The 18,133-nt window shown below is 70.5% G+C and carries 18 protein-coding genes; 4 read left to right on the forward strand and 14 right to left on the reverse strand.

The genetic code is table 11. From position 1 onward, the window contains the following. The first annotated feature begins 92 nt into the window (after positions 1-92). The gene (locus JOB34_RS10505; RefSeq protein ID WP_208052667.1) at positions 93-497 is read left to right on the forward strand and encodes a hypothetical protein; all 405 of its coding nucleotides are present in this window, start codon (positions 93-95) and stop codon (positions 495-497) included. Between the two features lie 58 nt (positions 498-555). Here JOB34_RS10505 and JOB34_RS10510 read toward each other — a convergent pair whose 3' ends face one another. The 6 genes from JOB34_RS10510 to JOB34_RS10535 all read right to left on the reverse strand — a co-directional run bounded on the left by JOB34_RS10510 (position 556) and on the right by JOB34_RS10535 (position 8,564). Beyond that, positions 556-1,431 carry an SDR family NAD(P)-dependent oxidoreductase gene (locus tag JOB34_RS10510; RefSeq protein ID WP_208052668.1) on the reverse strand — a complete coding sequence of 292 codons (876 nt, stop codon included), beginning with the start codon at positions 1,429-1,431 and terminating at the stop codon, positions 556-558. A 30-nt stretch (positions 1,432-1,461) separates the two neighbouring features. Then, positions 1,462-1,767, reverse strand: a complete 306-nt coding sequence (locus JOB34_RS10515; RefSeq protein WP_208052669.1) for a DUF1905 domain-containing protein — start codon at positions 1,765-1,767, stop codon at positions 1,462-1,464. 17 nt (positions 1,768-1,784) lie between these two features. Continuing rightward, positions 1,785-5,045 carry a DEAD/DEAH box helicase gene (locus JOB34_RS10520; protein ID WP_347813826.1) on the reverse strand — a complete coding sequence of 1,087 codons (3,261 nt, stop codon included), beginning with the start codon at positions 5,043-5,045 and terminating at the stop codon, positions 1,785-1,787. 135 nt (positions 5,046-5,180) lie between these two features. After that, entirely contained in the window at positions 5,181-5,678 is a 498-nt protein-coding gene (locus tag JOB34_RS10525; protein ID WP_208052670.1) for a hypothetical protein, read from the reverse strand. Then, entirely contained in the window at positions 5,662-7,707 is a 2,046-nt protein-coding gene (locus tag JOB34_RS10530; RefSeq protein ID WP_208052671.1) for an NAD(+) synthase, read from the reverse strand. The genes JOB34_RS10525 and JOB34_RS10530 overlap by 17 nt, the downstream gene beginning before the upstream one ends. Before the next feature lie 302 nt (positions 7,708-8,009). Next, positions 8,010-8,564, reverse strand: coding sequence for a DoxX family protein (locus tag JOB34_RS10535; RefSeq protein ID WP_208052672.1), 555 nt, complete (start codon positions 8,562-8,564; stop codon positions 8,010-8,012). A 186-nt stretch (positions 8,565-8,750) separates the two neighbouring features. Here JOB34_RS10535 and JOB34_RS10540 point away from each other — a divergent pair, with 186 nt between their 5' ends. Both JOB34_RS10540 and JOB34_RS10545 read left to right on the forward strand, forming a co-directional pair. Continuing rightward, positions 8,751-9,968 carry an MFS transporter gene (locus JOB34_RS10540; RefSeq protein WP_208052673.1) on the forward strand — a complete coding sequence of 406 codons (1,218 nt, stop codon included), beginning with the start codon at positions 8,751-8,753 and terminating at the stop codon, positions 9,966-9,968. Between the two features lie 36 nt (positions 9,969-10,004). Further along, positions 10,005-10,520: a GNAT family protein gene (locus JOB34_RS10545; protein ID WP_208052674.1), complete on the forward strand. Its 516-nt coding sequence runs from the start codon at positions 10,005-10,007 to the stop codon at positions 10,518-10,520. Between the two features lie 49 nt (positions 10,521-10,569). Here JOB34_RS10545 and JOB34_RS10550 read toward each other — a convergent pair whose 3' ends face one another. The 6 genes from JOB34_RS10550 to JOB34_RS10575 all read right to left on the reverse strand — a co-directional run bounded on the left by JOB34_RS10550 (position 10,570) and on the right by JOB34_RS10575 (position 15,293). After that, positions 10,570-11,130: an NUDIX hydrolase gene (locus tag JOB34_RS10550; RefSeq protein WP_208052675.1), complete on the reverse strand. Its 561-nt coding sequence runs from the start codon at positions 11,128-11,130 to the stop codon at positions 10,570-10,572. Continuing rightward, positions 11,127-11,918 carry a crotonase/enoyl-CoA hydratase family protein gene (locus tag JOB34_RS10555; protein ID WP_208052676.1) on the reverse strand — a complete coding sequence of 264 codons (792 nt, stop codon included), beginning with the start codon at positions 11,916-11,918 and terminating at the stop codon, positions 11,127-11,129. The genes JOB34_RS10550 and JOB34_RS10555 overlap by 4 nt, the downstream gene beginning before the upstream one ends. Positions 11,919-11,922: 4 nt before the next feature. Next, complete coding sequence (locus JOB34_RS10560; RefSeq protein ID WP_208052677.1) at positions 11,923-13,197, reverse strand: low temperature requirement protein A; 1,275 nt, start codon at positions 13,195-13,197, stop codon at positions 11,923-11,925. A 39-nt stretch (positions 13,198-13,236) separates the two neighbouring features. Next, complete coding sequence (locus JOB34_RS10565) at positions 13,237-13,686, reverse strand: cysteine dioxygenase family protein (RefSeq protein WP_208052678.1); 450 nt, start codon at positions 13,684-13,686, stop codon at positions 13,237-13,239. 224 nt (positions 13,687-13,910) lie between these two features. Then, a complete protein-coding gene (locus tag JOB34_RS10570; protein ID WP_208052679.1) occupies positions 13,911-14,525 on the reverse strand; it encodes a nitroreductase family protein in 615 nt (204 codons plus the stop codon). Positions 14,526-14,534: 9 nt separating this feature from the next. Then, positions 14,535-15,293 (reverse strand): dienelactone hydrolase family protein, encoded by a 759-nt coding sequence (locus tag JOB34_RS10575; RefSeq protein ID WP_208052680.1) that lies wholly within the window; start codon positions 15,291-15,293, stop codon positions 14,535-14,537. A 110-nt stretch (positions 15,294-15,403) separates the two neighbouring features. On the opposite strand from JOB34_RS10575, the gene trxA reads away from it, so the two are divergent. Further along, positions 15,404-15,760: a thioredoxin gene (gene trxA, locus JOB34_RS10580; protein ID WP_208052681.1), complete on the forward strand. Its 357-nt coding sequence runs from the start codon at positions 15,404-15,406 to the stop codon at positions 15,758-15,760. 6 nt (positions 15,761-15,766) lie between these two features. Here trxA and JOB34_RS10585 read toward each other — a convergent pair whose 3' ends face one another. Beyond that, positions 15,767-17,362 (reverse strand): APC family permease, encoded by a 1,596-nt coding sequence (locus JOB34_RS10585; RefSeq protein ID WP_208052682.1) that lies wholly within the window; start codon positions 17,360-17,362, stop codon positions 15,767-15,769. Between the two features lie 214 nt (positions 17,363-17,576). Then, the gene (locus JOB34_RS10590) at positions 17,577-18,128 is read right to left on the reverse strand and encodes a type 1 glutamine amidotransferase domain-containing protein (RefSeq protein WP_208052683.1); all 552 of its coding nucleotides are present in this window, start codon (positions 18,126-18,128) and stop codon (positions 17,577-17,579) included. Positions 18,129-18,133: the final 5 nt, after the last annotated feature.

Genomic DNA, 18,133 nt, shown 5'->3' on the forward strand with positions numbered 1-18,133 from the left:
AATCCGGATGACGGCGGAGCCACAGCCGGCCCACAGAAGCCCCCGCCACGATCGGCGACGTCAGAAGCCCCTGAGCAGGTGAGGAGTGCGTGATGTCGCACGAGCCCGAACGTGTCGGTCCGTCCGAGGACGACCCGACCCGACCCATGCCTGCGGCGTCACCCGGGTCGCACCCACACTCGGTCGGGACGGCGCCCGCCCTGCGCCGGCCGCGCTGGTCCGGCAAGAAGAGCGCCGTGGTCGCCGCCCTCGCGATCGGCCTGTCCTCGGCAGGTGCCATCGGCGCAGCGGCGGCCTCCCCCGCGGGCCAGTCCGGCGGAGGAGGAACGGCCCGCTGGGCACCCGGCGGCTTCGGCGGGACCGGTACCCGAGGTGGCACCGGCACCCACGACGGGACCGGCACCCGAGGCGGGGCACGCCCCCAGGGCGGAGGCAGCGCCGGTCAGGCGACACCTCCAGCTCCGGGGATCGGCACGGGCGCAGGCACGACCACCTGAGGCGCGTGCGGCTACGGCCCGGTTCTCCCTCGGGGGAAGGACCGGGCCGTTCGGGTCGTCACTTGGAGCGCTGAGCCATCCTGGCCTGCATCTTGGCCACCAGCGGTGGGATCGCCGGGCCGCCCTTCGCGAGACTCTTTCCCGCGCGCTTCATCGTCGCTGTGTAGACCGGACGGCTGAATCGCTTGCTGTTGTAGGCGATCCGCCCATCAGGGTCGGTGAGCACGATGAACTTGCCGGCTTTCATCCCGGCGTAGGCCGAGGCGGCGACCTCGACGGCGCCGCGAGGAGCCTTGGTGATCAGATCGACCGCCGTCTCCTCCATCTCGACGTCCTTGCCCTGCAGGGAGGACGCCAGGTTGGTGCGGAAGAAGCTCGGGCAGATGACTGTCACGACGATGTTCCATGATGACAACTCGTGCAGCAGTGTTTCGGACAGCGCCACCACGCCCGCCTTCACCGAGTTGTACGACGCCATCGCCGGGGAGTGCACGAGTCCGGCGAGCGATGCGGTGTTGACGATCTGCCCGCTCCGCTGCTCTTTGAGCATCGGGGTGAACGTGCGGCACCCGCGGACGACACCGAGCAGGTTGATGTCGACGATCCACTTCCAGTCGTCCATCGATGTCACATCGATCCGGCCGCCCGCCGCCACGCCGGCGTTGTTGACCAGCAGGTCGAGCCCCTGCCAATGGGTCTCGACCCACACTCGGGCCTCGTCCCACTGCTCATCGGACCTGACGTCGAGCTGCCGGTACTCCACCCCGGGCGGAAGGGTGCCCGCAGGCGCCTCCTCGTGCACGTCTCCGACCAGCACCCGGGCGCCCTCGGCGACCAGCAGCTTGACGAGTTCGAGGCCGAGGCCGCTGCACCCACCGGTCACCAGGGCCCGTGCGTCGGCGTACGAGCGCAGGTTCGTGCGTGAATTTCCCATGGCCGCGACCCTACTCGCGCGTAACCCTGATCATACCCAGCGACCGGACCGCACCGCCACGGTCACCTCGAAGTGTGCGGAGTCGCCGTCGCCCACACCCTCCGCCTCACGGACCTCCGCCTTCAGCGGCAGCGCGTACCGCCCCTCCCTGGGGAAGAGGGACGTCTCCCATGCGGTGTCGCCGAGCCGTGCGTGCACCGGGATCATCCCCCACCCGTAGCTGACCTCCTTCGCCAGCTCGCGCAGGTCTGCGCCGTCCTGCTCGGGAAGGTTCACGAAGTAGAACGGCGCCGGGCCCTTCCAGTACCAGATCTCTGCGTCGAATTCTAACTTCATCGCAAGGACAACACCTTTCACTCCAAGAGGGCTGCGATGTCCGCCGCGGTGACAGCGCCCGACACGGCGCCGCCGGCGTCCATCACCGAGGCGAAGAGATCGCGCTTGCGCTCCTGCAACACCACGACCTTCTCCTCCACGGTGCCCTGCGAGACCATCCGATAGACGGTCACCGGTCGTTCCTGCCCGATGCGGTGCACCCGGTCGATCGCCTGCGCCTCGGTGGCCGGGTTCCACCACGGGTCGAGCAGGTAGACGTAGTCGGCCTCGGTGAGGGTGAGTCCCACACCGCCGGCCTTGAGCGAGATCAGGAACGCCGTCTGGTCGCCGGATCGGAACCCGTCGATGACATCCTGCCTGCCCCGGGTGGATCCGTCGAGGTACGACGTGCGCACCCCGGCCGCATCCAGCGCGTCGCGCGCGAGGGCCAGGTAGGAGGTGAACTGGCTGAAGACCAGGGCGCGGTGGCCCTCGTCGGCCAGCTCGGTGAGGTGCTGGGCCAGCAGGGTCAGCTTGGCGGACTGCTCGGCGGCGGGGTAGTCGTCGTCGACCAGCCGCGGGTCGAGCGCCAACTGCCGCAGCCTGGTCAGCGACGCGAGGATCGCGACACGGTTGGTGTCGGCGTCCTCCAGCAGTCCGAGGATCCGCTGGCGTTCGCGCTGCAGGTGCCGGCGGTAGGTCGCCTCGTGGCGAGCGGACGGCTCGACGTGCAGCAGCTGGATCTGCTTGGCGGGCAGATCGGCGGCGACGGCCTCCTTGGTGCGCCGCAGCATCAGCGGCCGGATCCGGCGACGCAGCTGTTCCAGCAGCTCCGGTGCCTTCCCGCTCTCGATCGGGCGACGGTAGCGCTGCCCGAACACCTCCGGATCGGGATAGAGCCCCGGCGCGGCCAGGGCGAACATCGACCAGAGATCCATCAGCGAGTTCTCCAGCGGGGTGCCGGTGATCGCCAGCGTGAACGGCGCGTCGAGCCGCTTGGCGGCCTGGAACGTCTTGGACCGGTGGTTCTTCACCCACTGCGCCTCGTCGAGGATCAGCCCGCTCCATCCCAAAGCGTGGAAGTTCTCGGCGTCCAGGCGCAGCACGGCGTACGACGTCACGACGATCCGGGCGTCACCGATGGTGTCGGCGAGCGACCGCCCCCGCTTGCCGGAGGTCTGCGGCAGCGCCACGATCGGGACGTCGGGAGCGAACCGGGCGGCCTCACCGACCCAGGTGCCGACCACCGAGGACGGCGCGACGACGAGGACGGGCTCGGTCAGGTCGCCGCGCTCGTACGCACGCGCCAGCATCGCCAGGGTCTGCACGGTCTTGCCGAGGCCCATGTCGTCGGCCAGCACACCGCCGAGACGGGCATCCCACAACGTGCTCAGCCACGCGAATCCCTCGCGCTGGTAGGGCCGCAGCTGCGCCCGGAAGCTGTCCGGCAACCTCGGCGGCTCGAGCCGCCCGACGTCGCGCAGACCGCTGACCGCCTCCGCCCACCGGGTCGACTGCCGGCCGGGCACTCCCAACGCGACCAGCTCGTCGTAGAAGCCGACCTGGAAGCGACCCACCCGAAGGCCCTCCCCGGGCTCCCGGTCGACCAGGTCGCGCGCCTCCTCGATCAGCTCACGCAGCCGGTGCAACGACGGGTCGTCGAGGGTGAACCAGGTGCCCGACTGCAGCAGCATGCTCTCGTCACCACGGACGAGCGCCGCGAAGAGCGGCTCGAAGGGCACCTCCTCCCCGCCGATGCTGACGCTCACCCGCAGGTCGAACCAGTCGGTGCCGTCCTCCCGATCCTCGGTGCCGATCTCGATCAGCGGGGTCTCGGTGACCTGCTCGTACGTCGGCAGCTCACCCTCGAGCACCACCTGTAGGTCCTCGTGCTCACTCCACTGCGGCAGGGCCGCAGCGATCCGCACGGCCTCCCACCCGCTCAGCGTGTGCTCCGGGCGCGGCCACCAGCCGAGGCCGCCGACCGCCTCGAGTAGCCCGGCCGACCGCAGCAGCGGTCCGACCCGCTCGACCAGCTCCCGCTCGGCGATGCGATCGCGCCCGACCTGCGACCAACCGAGCGTGACGGGGTGCAGGCGCCGCGCGTCGTACCGGAATCCGGCTCGCACCCGGATCTGCTGGTCCGCCGGACTGTCGAGCGTCAGCTGCAGACGCAGCGGCTCGGCCGGGGCGGCGGCGTGCGGCACCCGGGGAAGTTGTCCGCTGTCGGTGAGCCGGGGCAGCGCCTCGGACCGGAACTCCGCGGCGTCCTCGGCGGGCACCCGCAGACCTCCGGACCGCAGCAGCTCCTCCATCGCGGGGCGCACCGGCGCGGTGAAGCCGGCGAGCGTCATCGCGCCGCCGCGCTCTATCACGGCGACGCCGTGCGCCGGCGATCCGATGAAGATGCGTTCGCCCTCGGGCAACTCGGGCAGCGCCGGCGCGAGCACCAGATCGGCCTCGTCGTCGTCCTGCACCACCTGCAGCTGCGGCGTCACCGGGTACGGCGCCACCTCCAGGCCCGCGGAGACACCGAATCCCTGCATGATCGCCACGCCTGCATCGGAGGCCTGGGCGAGCGCCGGCCACAGCGTGGCAGCGAACTGGTCGAGGTGCAGCTCGCTCGGCAGCAGGCCGCCGTCGGCGATCCGGTGCAGCGCCTTCAACGCGCGGTGCTGAGCGGGGTCCCACGGACGCACCGGGCTGTCGTAGAGCACGTCGTGCCAGGCGGCCTCCTTCACCCACCGCCCGGCCTTGCCGAGGTAGGTCGGCACGATCGCGATGCGCCGCGCGGGGGTGCTGTCGTGGATGGTGGACGGGCGGGTGACCGGCACCATCCGCAGCCCGAGGCGGCGGGTCGCCGCAGCCGGCTCGTCGGCGTACTCCTGCACGAACCGGCGCCACGACGCGGACCGGTCGACCTCGACCTCGCCGCCGAGCGACTCTCGGGCGACGAGCAGCAGGGTGGCCACGTGCTTGCACCGGACCTGCATCGGGCAGGAGCACCGCGAGGTCCATTGCGGGCGCGGGCCGGTGTCCTTGGTGCGGGTGACCAGCGTCGTGTAGTCGCGGTCGCGGCTACCGCCGATGACCCCGAGCAGCATCCGACCCTGGTCACCGGTGTTGATCGAGATCACCCGCTCGGCGTCGACGTAGCCGAGGGCGCGCTCGAACGCCTTGTTGCCGACGTACGCCTCGATGTCGGGGTCGGAGACCTCGCGCAGCCACTCGGCGCCGCGCACCTGGAAGGCGTGCGCGTGCTCGTACGCCGGGTGGTCACCGCCGAAACCATCCGCCACGCGGTACCCACCCTTCACGGCCACGACGTTACCGGCCGGGTCCGACAGCCGACGTGCTCCGGCCGGCCACCGTGGCGCAGGTAAGCGCGAGGGACACAGGTAGACCTGTATCCCTCGCGCCCACCTGTGTCACCGTCACACCTTGGTGGCCTGGAACGGGACGCCGTGCTCCTCACTCACCGTCCGCAGCCGCTCGGCGATGCCGTCGCCGTCGGGTTTGTCGAAGATCACCAGTGCCACGAACGCCGTGTCGTACGGATCGTCGTGCCGGCTGACCTCGACGTGCGCCACCGGTCGGGAGAACGCCGAGCGGGGCCGCACGAACTCCACGCCCGCCATCTGCGACCACGCCACGGAGTGCGACTTACCGCGGTGCATGCCGACCAGGCCGTCGGACGTCGCACGCAGATCCCGCCGGCCGCCGGACCGGCGCAGGTCCCACACCACCAGCACGATCAGGGCGGCCGCGACCGGCAGAATCCACCACAGCCGGAAGACGACGCCCGTGCCGATCGCGCCGACCAGGATGATCGCCACCCGCGGCCAGACACCCAGCGGCACACCGCCCCGCGGCGCCGCGATCACCGAGACGCCGGAGGCTTCGGTCGGGGCCACGTCAGACGTCGGGGACATTGCGGCGCAGCTCCTCCAGCCACACCGTGGCGTTGCCGTCGGAGGGGGCCCGCCAGTCACCGCGCGGCGAGAGTGCACCGCCGGCGACGACCTTCGGCCCGTTGGGCAGGGCCGAGCGCTTGAACTGGCTGAAACCGAAGAAGCGCTGCAGGAAGACCTCCAGCCAGTGCCGGATCTGACCCAGGTCGTACGCCGTCCGGTCACCCTCGGGGTATCCCGCCGGCCATACGCCCCGGGACACGTCCGACCACGCGTGCAGCGCGAGGAACGCGATCTTGGACGGCGCGAAGCCGTAGCGCAGCACGTGGAAGAGGGTGAAGTCCTGCAGCTCGTACGGACCGATGACGGCCTGCGTCGACTGCGGCTTGGCACCCTCGGCGGCCGGCACCAGCTCAGGGCTGATCTCGGTGGTGAGGATCGAGGAGAGCGTGGACCCGACGGCCGGCTCGAACTGCTCCGAGCTGACGACCCAGCGGATCACGTGCTGTATCAACGTCTTCGGGATGCCGGCGTTGACGTTGTAGTGCGACATCTGGTCGCCGACGCCGTAGGTGCACCAGCCGAGCGCCAGCTCCGACAGGTCGCCCGTACCGAGCACGATGCCGCCCTCGTGGTTGGCGATCCGGAAGAGGTAGTCGTAGCGCAGGCCGGCCTGCACGTTCTCGAATGTGACGTCGTAGACGGGCTCACCGCGCCCTGCCGGGTGACCGAGATCGCGCAGCATCTGGGTCGCCGCGGGGCGGATGTCCAACTCGGAGAACGTGACTCCCAGCTGGCCGGCGAGCGCGACGGCGTTCGCCTTGGTCTCGTCGCTCGTGGCGAAGCCGGGCATCGTGTAGGCGAGGACGTCGCTGCGCGGCCGCCCGAGGCGGTCCATGGTGCGAGCGGCGATGATCAGCGCGTGCGTGGAGTCCAGGCCGCCGGACACCCCGATGACGATCTTCGGCTGGCGGATCGCCCGCAGCCGCTGCATCAGGCCGGACACCTGGATGTTCCACGCCTCGTAGCAGTCCTGCGCGAGGCGTGCGGGGTCGTCCGGCACGAAAGGGAACCGGTCGACCGGGCGACGTAGTCCGATATCGCGGGCCGGTGCGTCGAGCGTGAAGGGAATGGTGCGGAACGAGCTGACCCGGTTGTCGTACGTGCGGGCGTTGTCGTCGAACGATCCGTCGCGTTGCCGGTCCTGCCGCAGCTGGTCCAGGTCGACGTCCGCGACGGTACGACGCGCGCCGTCCGGGAAGCGCTCTCCCGCGGCCAGCAACCGGCCGCCCTCGTAGACCATCGTCATGCCGTCCCAGGACAGGTCGGTGGTCGACTCGCCCTGTCCGGCCGCGGCATAGACGTACGCCGCGAGACACCGGGAGGACTGAGCCTGCGCCAGCATCCGCCGGTCGTTCTCGCGGCCGACCGTGATGGGGCTGCCGGAGATGTTGAGCAGCACGGTCGCGCCCGCGAGCGCGGCCAGGGAGCTCGGCGGCACGGGCACCCACATGTCCTCGCACACCTCGACGTGCACCGCGAGACCGCGCACGTCGACCGCGTCGAAGACCAGGTCGGGACCGAAGGGAATCTGCTTGTCGCCCAGCGTGATCCACTCGCCGGTCTGGTCGTCGCCGGCGGCGAAGTAGCGCTTGTCGTAGAACTCCCGGTACGTCGGCAGGTAGGCCTTGGGAGCCACTCCCAGGATCTGCCCGCGATGCACGACGACCGCGCAGTTGTAGACGCGGTGGCCCTTGCGCAGCGGCGCACCGATCACGACCAGGGGCAGCAGGTCGCAGGTGGCGGCCACGACGCGGTCGAGCGCGACCAGGACCGCGTCGAGCACCGCGTCCTGCAGCACCAGGTCGTCGATGGCGTAGCCGGTGAGGCACATCTCGGGGAACGCCGCCACCGCGACCGCATCGTCGTGACATCCGCGGATCTGCTCGATCACGGTGTCCGCGTTGGCGATCGGGTCAGCGATCGAGGTGGGCACGGTGCACGCCGCGACCCGCGCGAACCCGTGTGCGTACGCCGAGGTGAAGTCCACGGCGTCAGTCTCCCAGACCCCACCCCCGGCACCGACCGATCGGCCCGCTCCGAGTCTCGACAGCACGAAGCGTGGGTGCCGTGTCGAGACGCGGCCCACGACCGGGCGACGACAGGACGTCACCGAGATGGTCGTCCCCGCCCACGGACTCACGCGTAGACCGAGGAGATCGCACGGCCGCAGCCCGGTGCACTGCAGGAGCTCAGGGGCCGCGCTCCTGCTCGCTGAGCACCGCTCAGATACGAAAAGACGTGCCGGGCGGGGCCACTGCGCCCCGCCCGGCACGTCCGGGTGGTGAGAGATCAGGCTGCGGACCCGGTGCCGTCCTCGGGCGCGTCGGCCTTCGCCGCCTCGGCGGAGGCGACGGCCTTGCTGCGGCGGTTGATGACGAACGCGGCGGCGGGCACGACGGCCGCCATCGCCACGGCCCGCATCCACGGACGGTTCAGGGTGTGCCCGAGCGCGTGGTCCAGCGAGAGGGTGCCGGGGCCGGTCAGAGCCAGCGTCGCGGCGATGAGGCCGACCGTGGCGGGCAGCTCGTAGCCGCCGTTCTGGCCGAAGAACCCGTTCGACGCGTGCACGGAGCCCGCGACCGCCATGGTCCCGGTCACCGCTCCGGCCGCGGCCGGGGTCGCGAGACCGAGCGCGAGCAGCGCACCGCCGCCGGCCTCGCCGAGGCCCGCCGCGTACGCGTTCGCCTTGCCCGGCTTGAAGCCCATCTGATCGAAGAAGGCGCCGGTGCCCTCGATGCCGCCGCCGCCGAACGCGCCGAACAGCTTCTGGCTGCCGTGGGCCGCCAGGGCGCCTCCGACGCCGAGTCGAAGGGCGAGCAGGCCGATGTCGCGTGATGAAGTCATGGCCCGATCATATCGGTGACACGTCACCTTTCTCTATCCGAAGCAGTGTGACCTCCGTCTCCCTCATGCGTGCAGATTCTGTGCAGCCGGCAGCGGCGGCCCGGTCATCTGGGCGCGCCGGCGTGGGGTCCCCTCGGAATCGACCCAGGTACGGCGCGCGCGACCGGGACCGGGCACGCTGTGGGCATGCGCCTCCTCGCCCGCAACCCCTGGATGCGGGTGGCCCTCATGCTATTCGCCGTCGGCTGGGGCGCCAACCAGTTCGCGCCGCTGCTGCTGGTCTACGAAGCCCATCAGCACCTGACCGAGCAGGTCACGTCGGCGATGTTCGCGGCGTACGTCATCGGCCTCATGCCGGCGCTGCTGCTCTCGGCGCGGCTGGCGGGGCACTTCGGGCACCGCGCGATCATCCGGCCGGTGATGCTGCTCGCGATGGTGTCGTCCGGGGTGCTGCTGCTCGGGCACTGGAGCGAGGCGGCCCTTTTCGTGGGCCGGGTGCTCTACGGCGTCGCCACGGGTGCGGCCATGGCGCCGGGCACGACCTGGGTCAAGGAGCTGTCCGCGGACTCCGCGCCCGGCACCGGTGCACGACGGGCCGCCATGTCGCTGTCCGCGGGATTCATGGGCGGCCCCCTCGTGAGCGGCCTGGTCGCGCAGTGGCTCCCTGCACCGGAGATCCTCGCGTACGCCGTGCACATCGTCCTGATGGCGGGGGTGACGGTGCTCGCCTGGACCACTCCGCAGACCGGCTCGACCACCGACGCCGGGGACCACCGGGAGCACCCGACCCGGGGCCGGCACACCGCTCTGAGCCGAGCGTTCTGGGCCGGCATCGCCCCAGCCGCGCCGTGGGTCTTCACCTGCGCGTCGATCAGCCTCGTCGTGCTGCCCGACGTCGTGCGCGGTTCCGTGAGCAGCTGGGAGGTCGCGTTCAGCGGAATCATGGCCGGCCTCACGCTGGGCACCGGGGTGCTGATCCAGCAGCCGGCGCGCGGGTTCGAGGCCCGTCGCCCCGGCGTCACGACGCTGGCCGGGATGGGCTGCGCCATCGCCGGGTCGCTGCTGGCCCTGCTCGTCGCGCAGGTGAGCGGATGGGCCCTGGTGCCGGTCGCCGGGATCGTGCTCGGCGCGGGATACGGGCTGGTGCTCGTCGGCGGACTGACGGCGGTCGAGCGTCTCGCTCCCCCGCACCAGCTGGCGATGACGAACGCCGTCTTCTACTGCCTGACCTATGTCGGCTTCTTCATGCCCACGGTCATCGCCACGCTGGTGAAGCACTTCCCCACCACCGAGGTGCTCGGGCTCGTGGTCGTCCTGGCCGTCCTCACCACCGCGTGGGTGGCCCTGCGGGGCCGCCGGGACGCGCTCTCGGAGGCCGGGGCGGCATCCACCACGGCGCCCTGAACGACGCGCCGGCATCCGAGCGGCGACACTGTCGGGATGGGCGTCTTCCTCCGGCCGCAGATCCCAGCCGACCTTTCGTCGCTGACAGGGGGCGAGAGCCCGTACGACGATTTCGGGCCACGCGCGGCGCACACGTCGCCGAGGCCGCCGGAGCTGGACGCTCCGGGTGCCTTGTCCGTCGTCGTCACGGAAGACCGATCGCTGGCGGGCACCGTGAGCTGGATCTGGCAGCACTGGGGACCGAACGCCGCGTCGCGCAACCCGATGATCGGCATCTGGCTGCGCCCGTCCCACCGCGGCCGGGGCATCGGCCGCGACGCGCAGGCGCAGCTCGTCGACCTGTTCTTCCGACACACCACCGTCAACCGCGTCGAGGCACACACCGACGTGGACAACATCGCTGAGCAACGCGCGTTGGAGGCGGCCGGGTTCCAGCGCGAGGGAGTGACCAGGGGCGCCCAGTGGCGCGACGGCGGCTTCCACGACGGGGTGCTCTACGCGATCCTGCGTGCCGACCCGCGCCCCGCGGTCATCTCCCCGGCACAGTCCTAGCGCCGACGCTGCGTGCCTGCCTCACCACTCGGGCCGATAGCCGAGATCCTCAGCTCTCGCCAGGCAAGCCGGGGCGGATGCCCCGGCGGTGCAGGTCCGCGTACATCAGCGCCGCCACGCTCTCACCATCGGTGATCGCCCCGCCCGCCACGAGCTCGAGAGCCTGCGACCAGGGTACGGACACCACCTCGTGGATGCCTTCCTCGACGCGCCCACCGAGGTCACCGACCTGAGTGAGTCCCGTTGCCAGATAGACGTGTTCGGGTGCACGGCAGATCCCGTTCAGGGCGTTCATCCGCCCGATCGCGGTCCACTCCCCCGCCTGCAGGCCCGTCTCCTCACGCAGTTCCCGTCGCGCAGCCACCAGCGGCGGCTGGTCGTCGCACGCGCCGGCCGGCACCTCGAGCGACGGCCCGGTCGTGTAACGGGTCATCCGGACCAGCACGACCTGATCCGCGTCGTCGATCGCGACGACGAAGACGGCGGGCTGGCGCACCTGCACCACCCCGTAGATCCCGCGTTCACCGTCGGGCCGCACGACGCGGTCCTCGGTCACCTCGATCCAGCGGTTGCGGTAGACGGTCCGCGAGGACAGCTGCTCCCAGCTCATCGTCCCCGCGGCTCGTACACGGGGGTCTGGCGGGCGAACGCCGCCGCACGGGCGATCTTGAAGTTGCGCCCGGTCATCAGCCGCACCTGCTCGATACGCTCGCGGGCGAAGGTACGGCGGGGTCCGGAGTTCCAGCGCGTCTCGAAGAGCCGCTTGGCCGCGGCCAGCGCGTCCGGCGAACGGGTCGCGAGCTGGTCGGCGAGAGCGCGGGCGTCGGCGTACGGATCGGCGCCGACCGCTCCCACCAGTCCGATCTCGCGCGCGCGGTCGCCGGAGAAGATCTCGGCGGTCATGGTGAGCCGTTTGGCCTGCTCGATGCCGACCAGCTGGGCCAGCGACCGGACGCCGCTCATGTCGGGGATCAGCCCCCATTTGCCCTCCAGTACAGACCATCTCGCGTCAGGGGTGGTGATGCGGAAGTCGGCGCCCAGCGCGATCTGCACCCCGCCGCCGAAGCAGTGCCCGTGCACCGCCGCGATCACCGGCACCGGCAGGCGTCTCCAGACCCAGCACGCCTCCTGGAAGGTGTTGGTGCCCCATCGGGGGCGGGGCACGACCGCCTTGGTCACCTCGCGGGGCTGGCCGAAGGCTTCGGCGAAGTCCAGTCCGGCACAGAAGGAATCGCCCGCGCCGGAGATGACCACCGCGCGGACGGACCGGTCCGACCGAAGGGCGCGACCGGCGTCGACCAGTCCCCGCAGCATCGGCAGGGTGAGAGCGTTGAGCTTCTCCGGGCGGGCGAGACGTACGTCGGCGATCCCGTCGGCGACGTTGCAGGTGACGGACATGCGCCTACCCTACGAAGGCCCTCCGCCCGGGTCGGACGCCCGGCATCTCGATACCGGCCACGGTGACGAACGGCGACAGCATCACCACCAGCACGCACGCCGCGAGATCCACGTGCGCCACCGCCAGCGCCACCGCGACCAGCAGGACGGCGAGGCTGAGGGCAAGCAGGGCGACGTCGCCCGCGGTGGATCCGAGGAGGTAGGCCCGGACCGCCCAGACCGCCACCAGGAAGACGGCCACCGGGACGGCCACGACCGCGAGCGCGGTGGTCCTGCCGACGGCCTCATGCCCGTCGCCACTGGCACGCGCGGCGAGCTGCGAGCCGGCCACGTGCAGGCCGGCGCCCGTCGCGGCGATGGCGGCGAAGAGCGGCACGTGGCCGTAGCCGAAGACGAACTGCCCGGCCGGCCGCCTGCGCAACTGCCCGGCCACGTCTGCGGCGAAGTAGATCCACCACATCGCGAAGGTGAGGCCGATGCCCGCCACGACGACCGCGACCGCCTGCCACGTCCACCCGGCGACGCCCGGCCGGTGCAGCGCGAGCGACGAGGACGCGACCGTCCCGACCACCGCCTCCCCCAGGGTGATGATCGTGAAGAGCCCGTAGCGCTCGGCGATGTGAGCGGGGTGCCACGGCGTGACCGAGCGCCGCTCGACCAGCACCGGGATCGCCACCTCGAGCAGGCCGAGGATCACGAAGACGGGTCCGGCGACGGTCCAGGGCGGCGCGAGCAGCGCGAAGACGACCCAGCACACCTGCGCCAGGACGATCAGGAGGGCGTAGTGGCGGGCCTTGGAGCGCTCGGTGGCCGATTGACGCCCTGCCCGAACCCACTGCGCCACCAACGCGACCCGCATCACGACGTAGCCGGCGACCACTCCGGTGCCATGGAAGGACCCCTCGCGGGTGACCGACTCGAAAAGCCGCGGGATCCCGAGGGCGAGGACGACCACCCCGATCATCTGCACCATCGTGAGGATCCGGTAGAGCCAGTCGTCGGTGTCGAACGCTGAGGCGAACCAGGTGAAGTTGATCCACGCCAGCGCCGTCGCGAACATCGCCATCACGAACGCGCACAGCCCGGTGAGCAGGTGACTCTCGCCGATGCTCGTGGCGAGGTACCCCGCGGCGTTGCCGACCGCGATCACGAAGGTCAGATCGAACAGCAGCTCCAGCGGTGAGGAGACCCGCTCGCGTTCATCGGGGTCGCGCCCGGTCATCCGGGCGAGCGGGTGGGCCCGCGCCACCCGGACGCCGGAGGTCCTGGCCTCGGTCATCGGGTCAGTGTGGCAGCGACCGCAGTACGAGGCGGTGGCTCAGGTGATGATCGGCTCCGGGCGACCGGCACGCCATACGTGCGGGGTCATCTCCGACAGGCCCGGTGAGTACGCGTGCACCGTGAGCGCGAGATCGTCGCCGATGTTGGTCATGTTGTGCACCAGGCCCGGGGTGAAGCTGTACTCGTCGCCCTTGCGCAGATCGCTCTCGGTGAGCCGGCCGCCGCGCCACGTCTCCTGGGTGAGGCCCCCGCGGACCACGTGGAACGCACCGCTGGCGCCGCCGTGGTCGTGCCAGCCGGTCGTCGTACCCGCCGGCCACACCATGAGCCACACCTCGAGGTAGGCGGTGGTGTCCAGCTCGATGCGCACCCGCTCGGTCGCGTCGGGGTCGACGCGGGTCAACAGGTCGTCGTTGCCGGCGAAGAGCCGGGTGATGCGCAGCAACTGCTCGTCGCTGAACGTGCGGATGCCTAAGGAGGCTGTCATCTGGTGTCTCCGGACGGGAAGGACGCCGGGCGGGCCGGCGGGCTGTCGGACGAGTGAACGGGTGGGTTCAGGCGCGACAGCGATGCCACATCGCCGAGCGCGCGGTGCGGCGCATCGGCTGATGAATGGCTGTGTGGAACATGGCTTCACTACATCACGGCGGGGCTGGCAGCGACAAATAGTTTCGCTGTGCGAACGCTGTCTCTTCCGGCTGACCGCGGATCTCAGTCGTGCGGATGCAGCGGCAGCGGCTCGCCGAACCGGCTCCCGAAGGCGAACTCCGAGAAGGGTTTGCGATGCCGCTCCGGCAGCTCGCGCTCGGCGGTGGAGGGATCCACACCCGAGCGTTCGCGCACCGGCCAGGCCCGCCCGACGGCGATGCCCGAGACGATGCTCCACTCGTCCGGCACCTCGTACGCCGCGGCCAGCGCCTCATGGTCGAATCCGCCGAACTGGTGCACGCCCAGCCCCATCGACGCGGCCTGGACGCACAGGTGCGCGACGGCCTGGCCGAGGTCGTACCGCGCGTAGTCGGCGAGCGCGGGCTTGCGCTCCGGGGTCGTCCGGGCCGCGGTCACCAATACGGCACTGGCGGGCGGGACCCACCCCGAGTTGCCGCGGCTGAGCGAGCCCACCAGGACCTCGTGGGCCGCGTCGCCGCGCCGAGCGACCACGAACGCCCAGGGCTGCGCGTTGCCGTTCGACGGTGACCAGCGAGCCGCCTCCAGCAGGGAGGCGAGCTGCTCGTCGGACAGCTCGTACGTCGGGTCGAAGACGGAGGGCGATCTGCGCTCGCGCAGGAGATCCAGGATCTGCGGCGAGGTCGGGGAGGCCGTCATCGCAGAAGCCTAGGCGTCCACTTCGAGGCGCCGGCGCAGGAACGCCAGCACCGCGTCGACGCCCTCCTGCTGACGGTGTGCGGTGAGGGTCGCGTGCTTGGAGCCGGGGAACTCCACGGCGGTGAACGCGTCCCCCAACTCGCGATGCAGGGTCGCGAAGCGGGTGCCGGTCGCCCGGTCACCGGCGTACCGCAGCCCCAGCACCGGGCAGCCTCCGGCCGCCCGCGCCTTGACCGCCGCGAGATCTTTAGGACTGAGCGCCAGGTCGGCCGAGCGGCGTCTGCCGATGGCGAACGGAGTGGAGGGCTGGGCCACGACCGGGGCCGCGACCGAGTCGTCCACCATCATCGCGAGCGCGAAACCGCCGGTGAAGCACATGCCGACCACGCCGACACCGGGTCCGCCGAGCTCATCGTGCAGCGAGCGGGACAGTGACCGCAGCCATCCGGCGATCGGGCTGGTCCGACCCGTCGCGAACGTCGTGAACTCCTTGCTGACACACAGCTGCGGAACGATCGCGGCGGCGTACCCGGCGCTCACCTTGCGGCCCGGGTCGCCGAACAGATGGGGCATGACCACGGTGCACCCGGCCGCGACGACCTCGTCGGCGAACTCGATCACCTCCGGGGTCATCCCGGGGATCTCGTGAATGACGATGACTCCCGGCCCGGTCCCCCGGCGGTAGATGTCGTGGGTGCGCCCGTCGGCGTCGTACTCCGCCCTGGTCCAGCCGTCGAGGGGTGAACCGGTCCGCGCGAGAGTCGACATGGCGCCATCATCGCGGTCTCTCCGCGCCGAGGACAGGCCCTTGGAATCTTCCGGGCCCCGCGTGCGCTGAACCGGGTGAGCAAGAGACCGACACATCGCAAGGAGCGCTCATGAGCACCCAGACCCTGACCACCGACACCTTCACCGACGCCGTCAAGAACGACGGCATCGTGCTGGTCGACTTCTGGGCCGACTGGTGCGGTCCGTGCAAGCAGTTCGGCCCGATCTTCGAGCAGACGTCCGAGGAGCACGAGGACATCACCTTCGCCAAGATCGACACCGACGCCGAGCCGGCGCTCGGCCAGGCCCTCAACATCAGCTCGATCCCGACGGTGATGGCCTTCCGCGACGGCGTGATGGTCTTCGCGCAGCCCGGCGCGCTCAGCAAGCCGATGCTGTCGGACCTCATCCAGCAGGTACGCGGCCTGAAGATGGACGAGGTGCGCGCCAAGCTCGCCCAGAGCTGAGGGCTGCTAGACCGTCGGCGGGAGCTCCAGTTCGGGCTCGTCGGGCACGAGCGTGGGAGTGTCCCGGTTGAGGGTCTTGCCCTGGAAGAACGCCGGGATCGTGCGCATCAGCACGAGCATGATGATCACGCCGACGAGCATCGTGCCGACACCCAGGACGAACGCCCCGCCGATCACCCAGTGCAACCCGGGCACCGTGAAGCCGGTGTAGCTGGCGGCCGTGTCCTTCGCGGGGCTCAGCCAGTCGTCGTGCAGGCTCCAGATCAGCGCGAAGTACATGATGATGCCGCCGAGGGTGGGGATGATGCCGCGCATCCACAGGTCGCGCGTGGAGTTGCCGAGCGTCTTGCGGTAGTACCACGCACACGCGAACCCGGTCAGGCCGTAGTAGAAGGCGATCATCATGCCGAGAGCGGTGACGCAGTCGGCGATGACGTCGGCGGCGTTCGAGGTGTAGTTGAGGATCGCGTAGAGCACGATCGAGATGCCGCCGAAGCCGAGCGTGGCGACCGTGGGGGTGCGGAAGCGAGGGTGCACATCGGCGAACCGTCGTGGCAGCGCCCGGTAGACGCCCATCGAGAGCGCGGTGCGGGCCGTCGGCAGGATCGTGGTCTGCGTCGACGCGGCGGCGGAGGTCAGGACCATGAAGATCAGCAGGTGCGACATGATGCTGCCCACGTGGCCCGCGCCGAAGACCGCCTTGCCCAGCACCGAGATCACATCGCTGGAATTGTCGGTGTTGCCGAGCCCGATTCCCTTGCTGCCCACCCCCGCGAACGACTGTGCCGCGATGGTGACCAGCGTGTAGGTGACCACCAGCATCACCGTCGAGATGATGGCGGCCCTGCCCGGCGTACGGCCCGGGTCGGCGGTCTCCTCGTTGACCGAGACGGCGCTGTCCCAGCCCCAGTAGATGAACAGCATCAGCAGCAGACCGCGGAAGAAGGTCGAGAAGCTGTCGATCTGCATCGGGTTGAACCACGACCAGTCCAGGTGGATGGAGCTGGCGACCCCGTGACCGGTGTAGACCCGGGCCAGCGCGACGACGGAGAAGATCAGGAGCACGAACAGCTCGACGGTGAGCAGCACCTGCTGCAACCGGGCGGAGAGTTCGACCCCGATGTAGCAGATCGCCGTCATGAGCACGATCCAGAGGATCCCGACGAGCAGCACCCAGCCGCTGGTGGGGTTGGACCCGATGCTGTCGGCACCGACCAGGAGGAAGACGTACTGGCCGGCCACCTGCGCCAGGCTCGCCATCACCAGGATGTCGGCGGCGATGATGCCCCAGCCGCCGAGCCAGCCGGTCTTCGGCCCGAACGCCCTGGTGGCCCAGGTGAACGTCGTACCGCAGTCCGGGTCGGCCTTGTTGAGCTCCTGGTAGCCGATCGCCGTGAACAGCATCGGCACGAACGCCAGGATCACGATGATCGGCGATTGCAGGCCGACGCCTACGACGATGAAGCCGAGCGTCGCCGCCAGGCTGTAGGCCGGAGCGGTCGAGGCCACTCCGATGACGACGCTGGCGATGATCCCGAGGGTGCCTCCGCGCAGGCCCTTGTCGGCTGATCCGGACGCTGCGGGGGGTGCGGTGCTGGTCATCGGCTGCCTCTCGTCGAGCGGTGAACGCACTCAAGCTAGGGCACAGACGAGCGAATCGATGGAACAACGGGCCTGATGTGCGGAAAACAGTGTCGATCGGTCGCCGACCTACGAAATTCGCAGCCGCACGTCGGGTCAGGGGCCCGTTCGACGCCGAGCACCCGCGTATCGGGGATACGCGGGTGCTCGGGTGGTACGACGGATCGGCGTTCGGTCAGCCGAGCGCGTCGACGATCGCCGGAACGAAGTCGCCGAGGTCATCGGGGTCGCGCGAGGTGATCAGGGTCCAGCCCTCGGTCGGGCAGACCTTGACGGACTCATCGACCCAGCTGCCGCCGGCGTTGCGCACGTCGGTCTGCACCGAGGCGAACGACGTGAGGGTCTTGCCCTGCAGCACACCCGCCTCGACCAGCACCCACGGCGCGTGGCAGATCGCCGCGATGGTCTTGCCGGCGCCCGTGAACGCCTTCACGAGATCGGTGGCCTTCTCCTCGGTCCGCAACGTGTCGGCGTTGATGGTGCCGCCCGCGATCAGCAGCGCGTCGTAGTCCGAGGCGTCCGCGTCCGAGAGGGCGATGTCGGCCTCGACGTCCTTGCCCGGGTCCTTGTCGCCGACCAGGGTCTTGATGGTGTCCTTCTCGACGGCGGCGATGGTGACCTCGGCGCCCGCCTCCTTCAGCTTCTCGACCGGGACGACGAGTTCGTCCTGCTCGATGCCGTAGTTGGTGACGATCGCGAGGACCTTCTTGCCTTCGATGCCTGCCATGGCTC

The sequence above is a fragment of the Allobranchiibius sp. GilTou38 genome, assembly GCF_017565325.1.
Lineage (GTDB): Bacteria > Actinomycetota > Actinomycetes > Actinomycetales > Dermatophilaceae > Allobranchiibius > Allobranchiibius huperziae.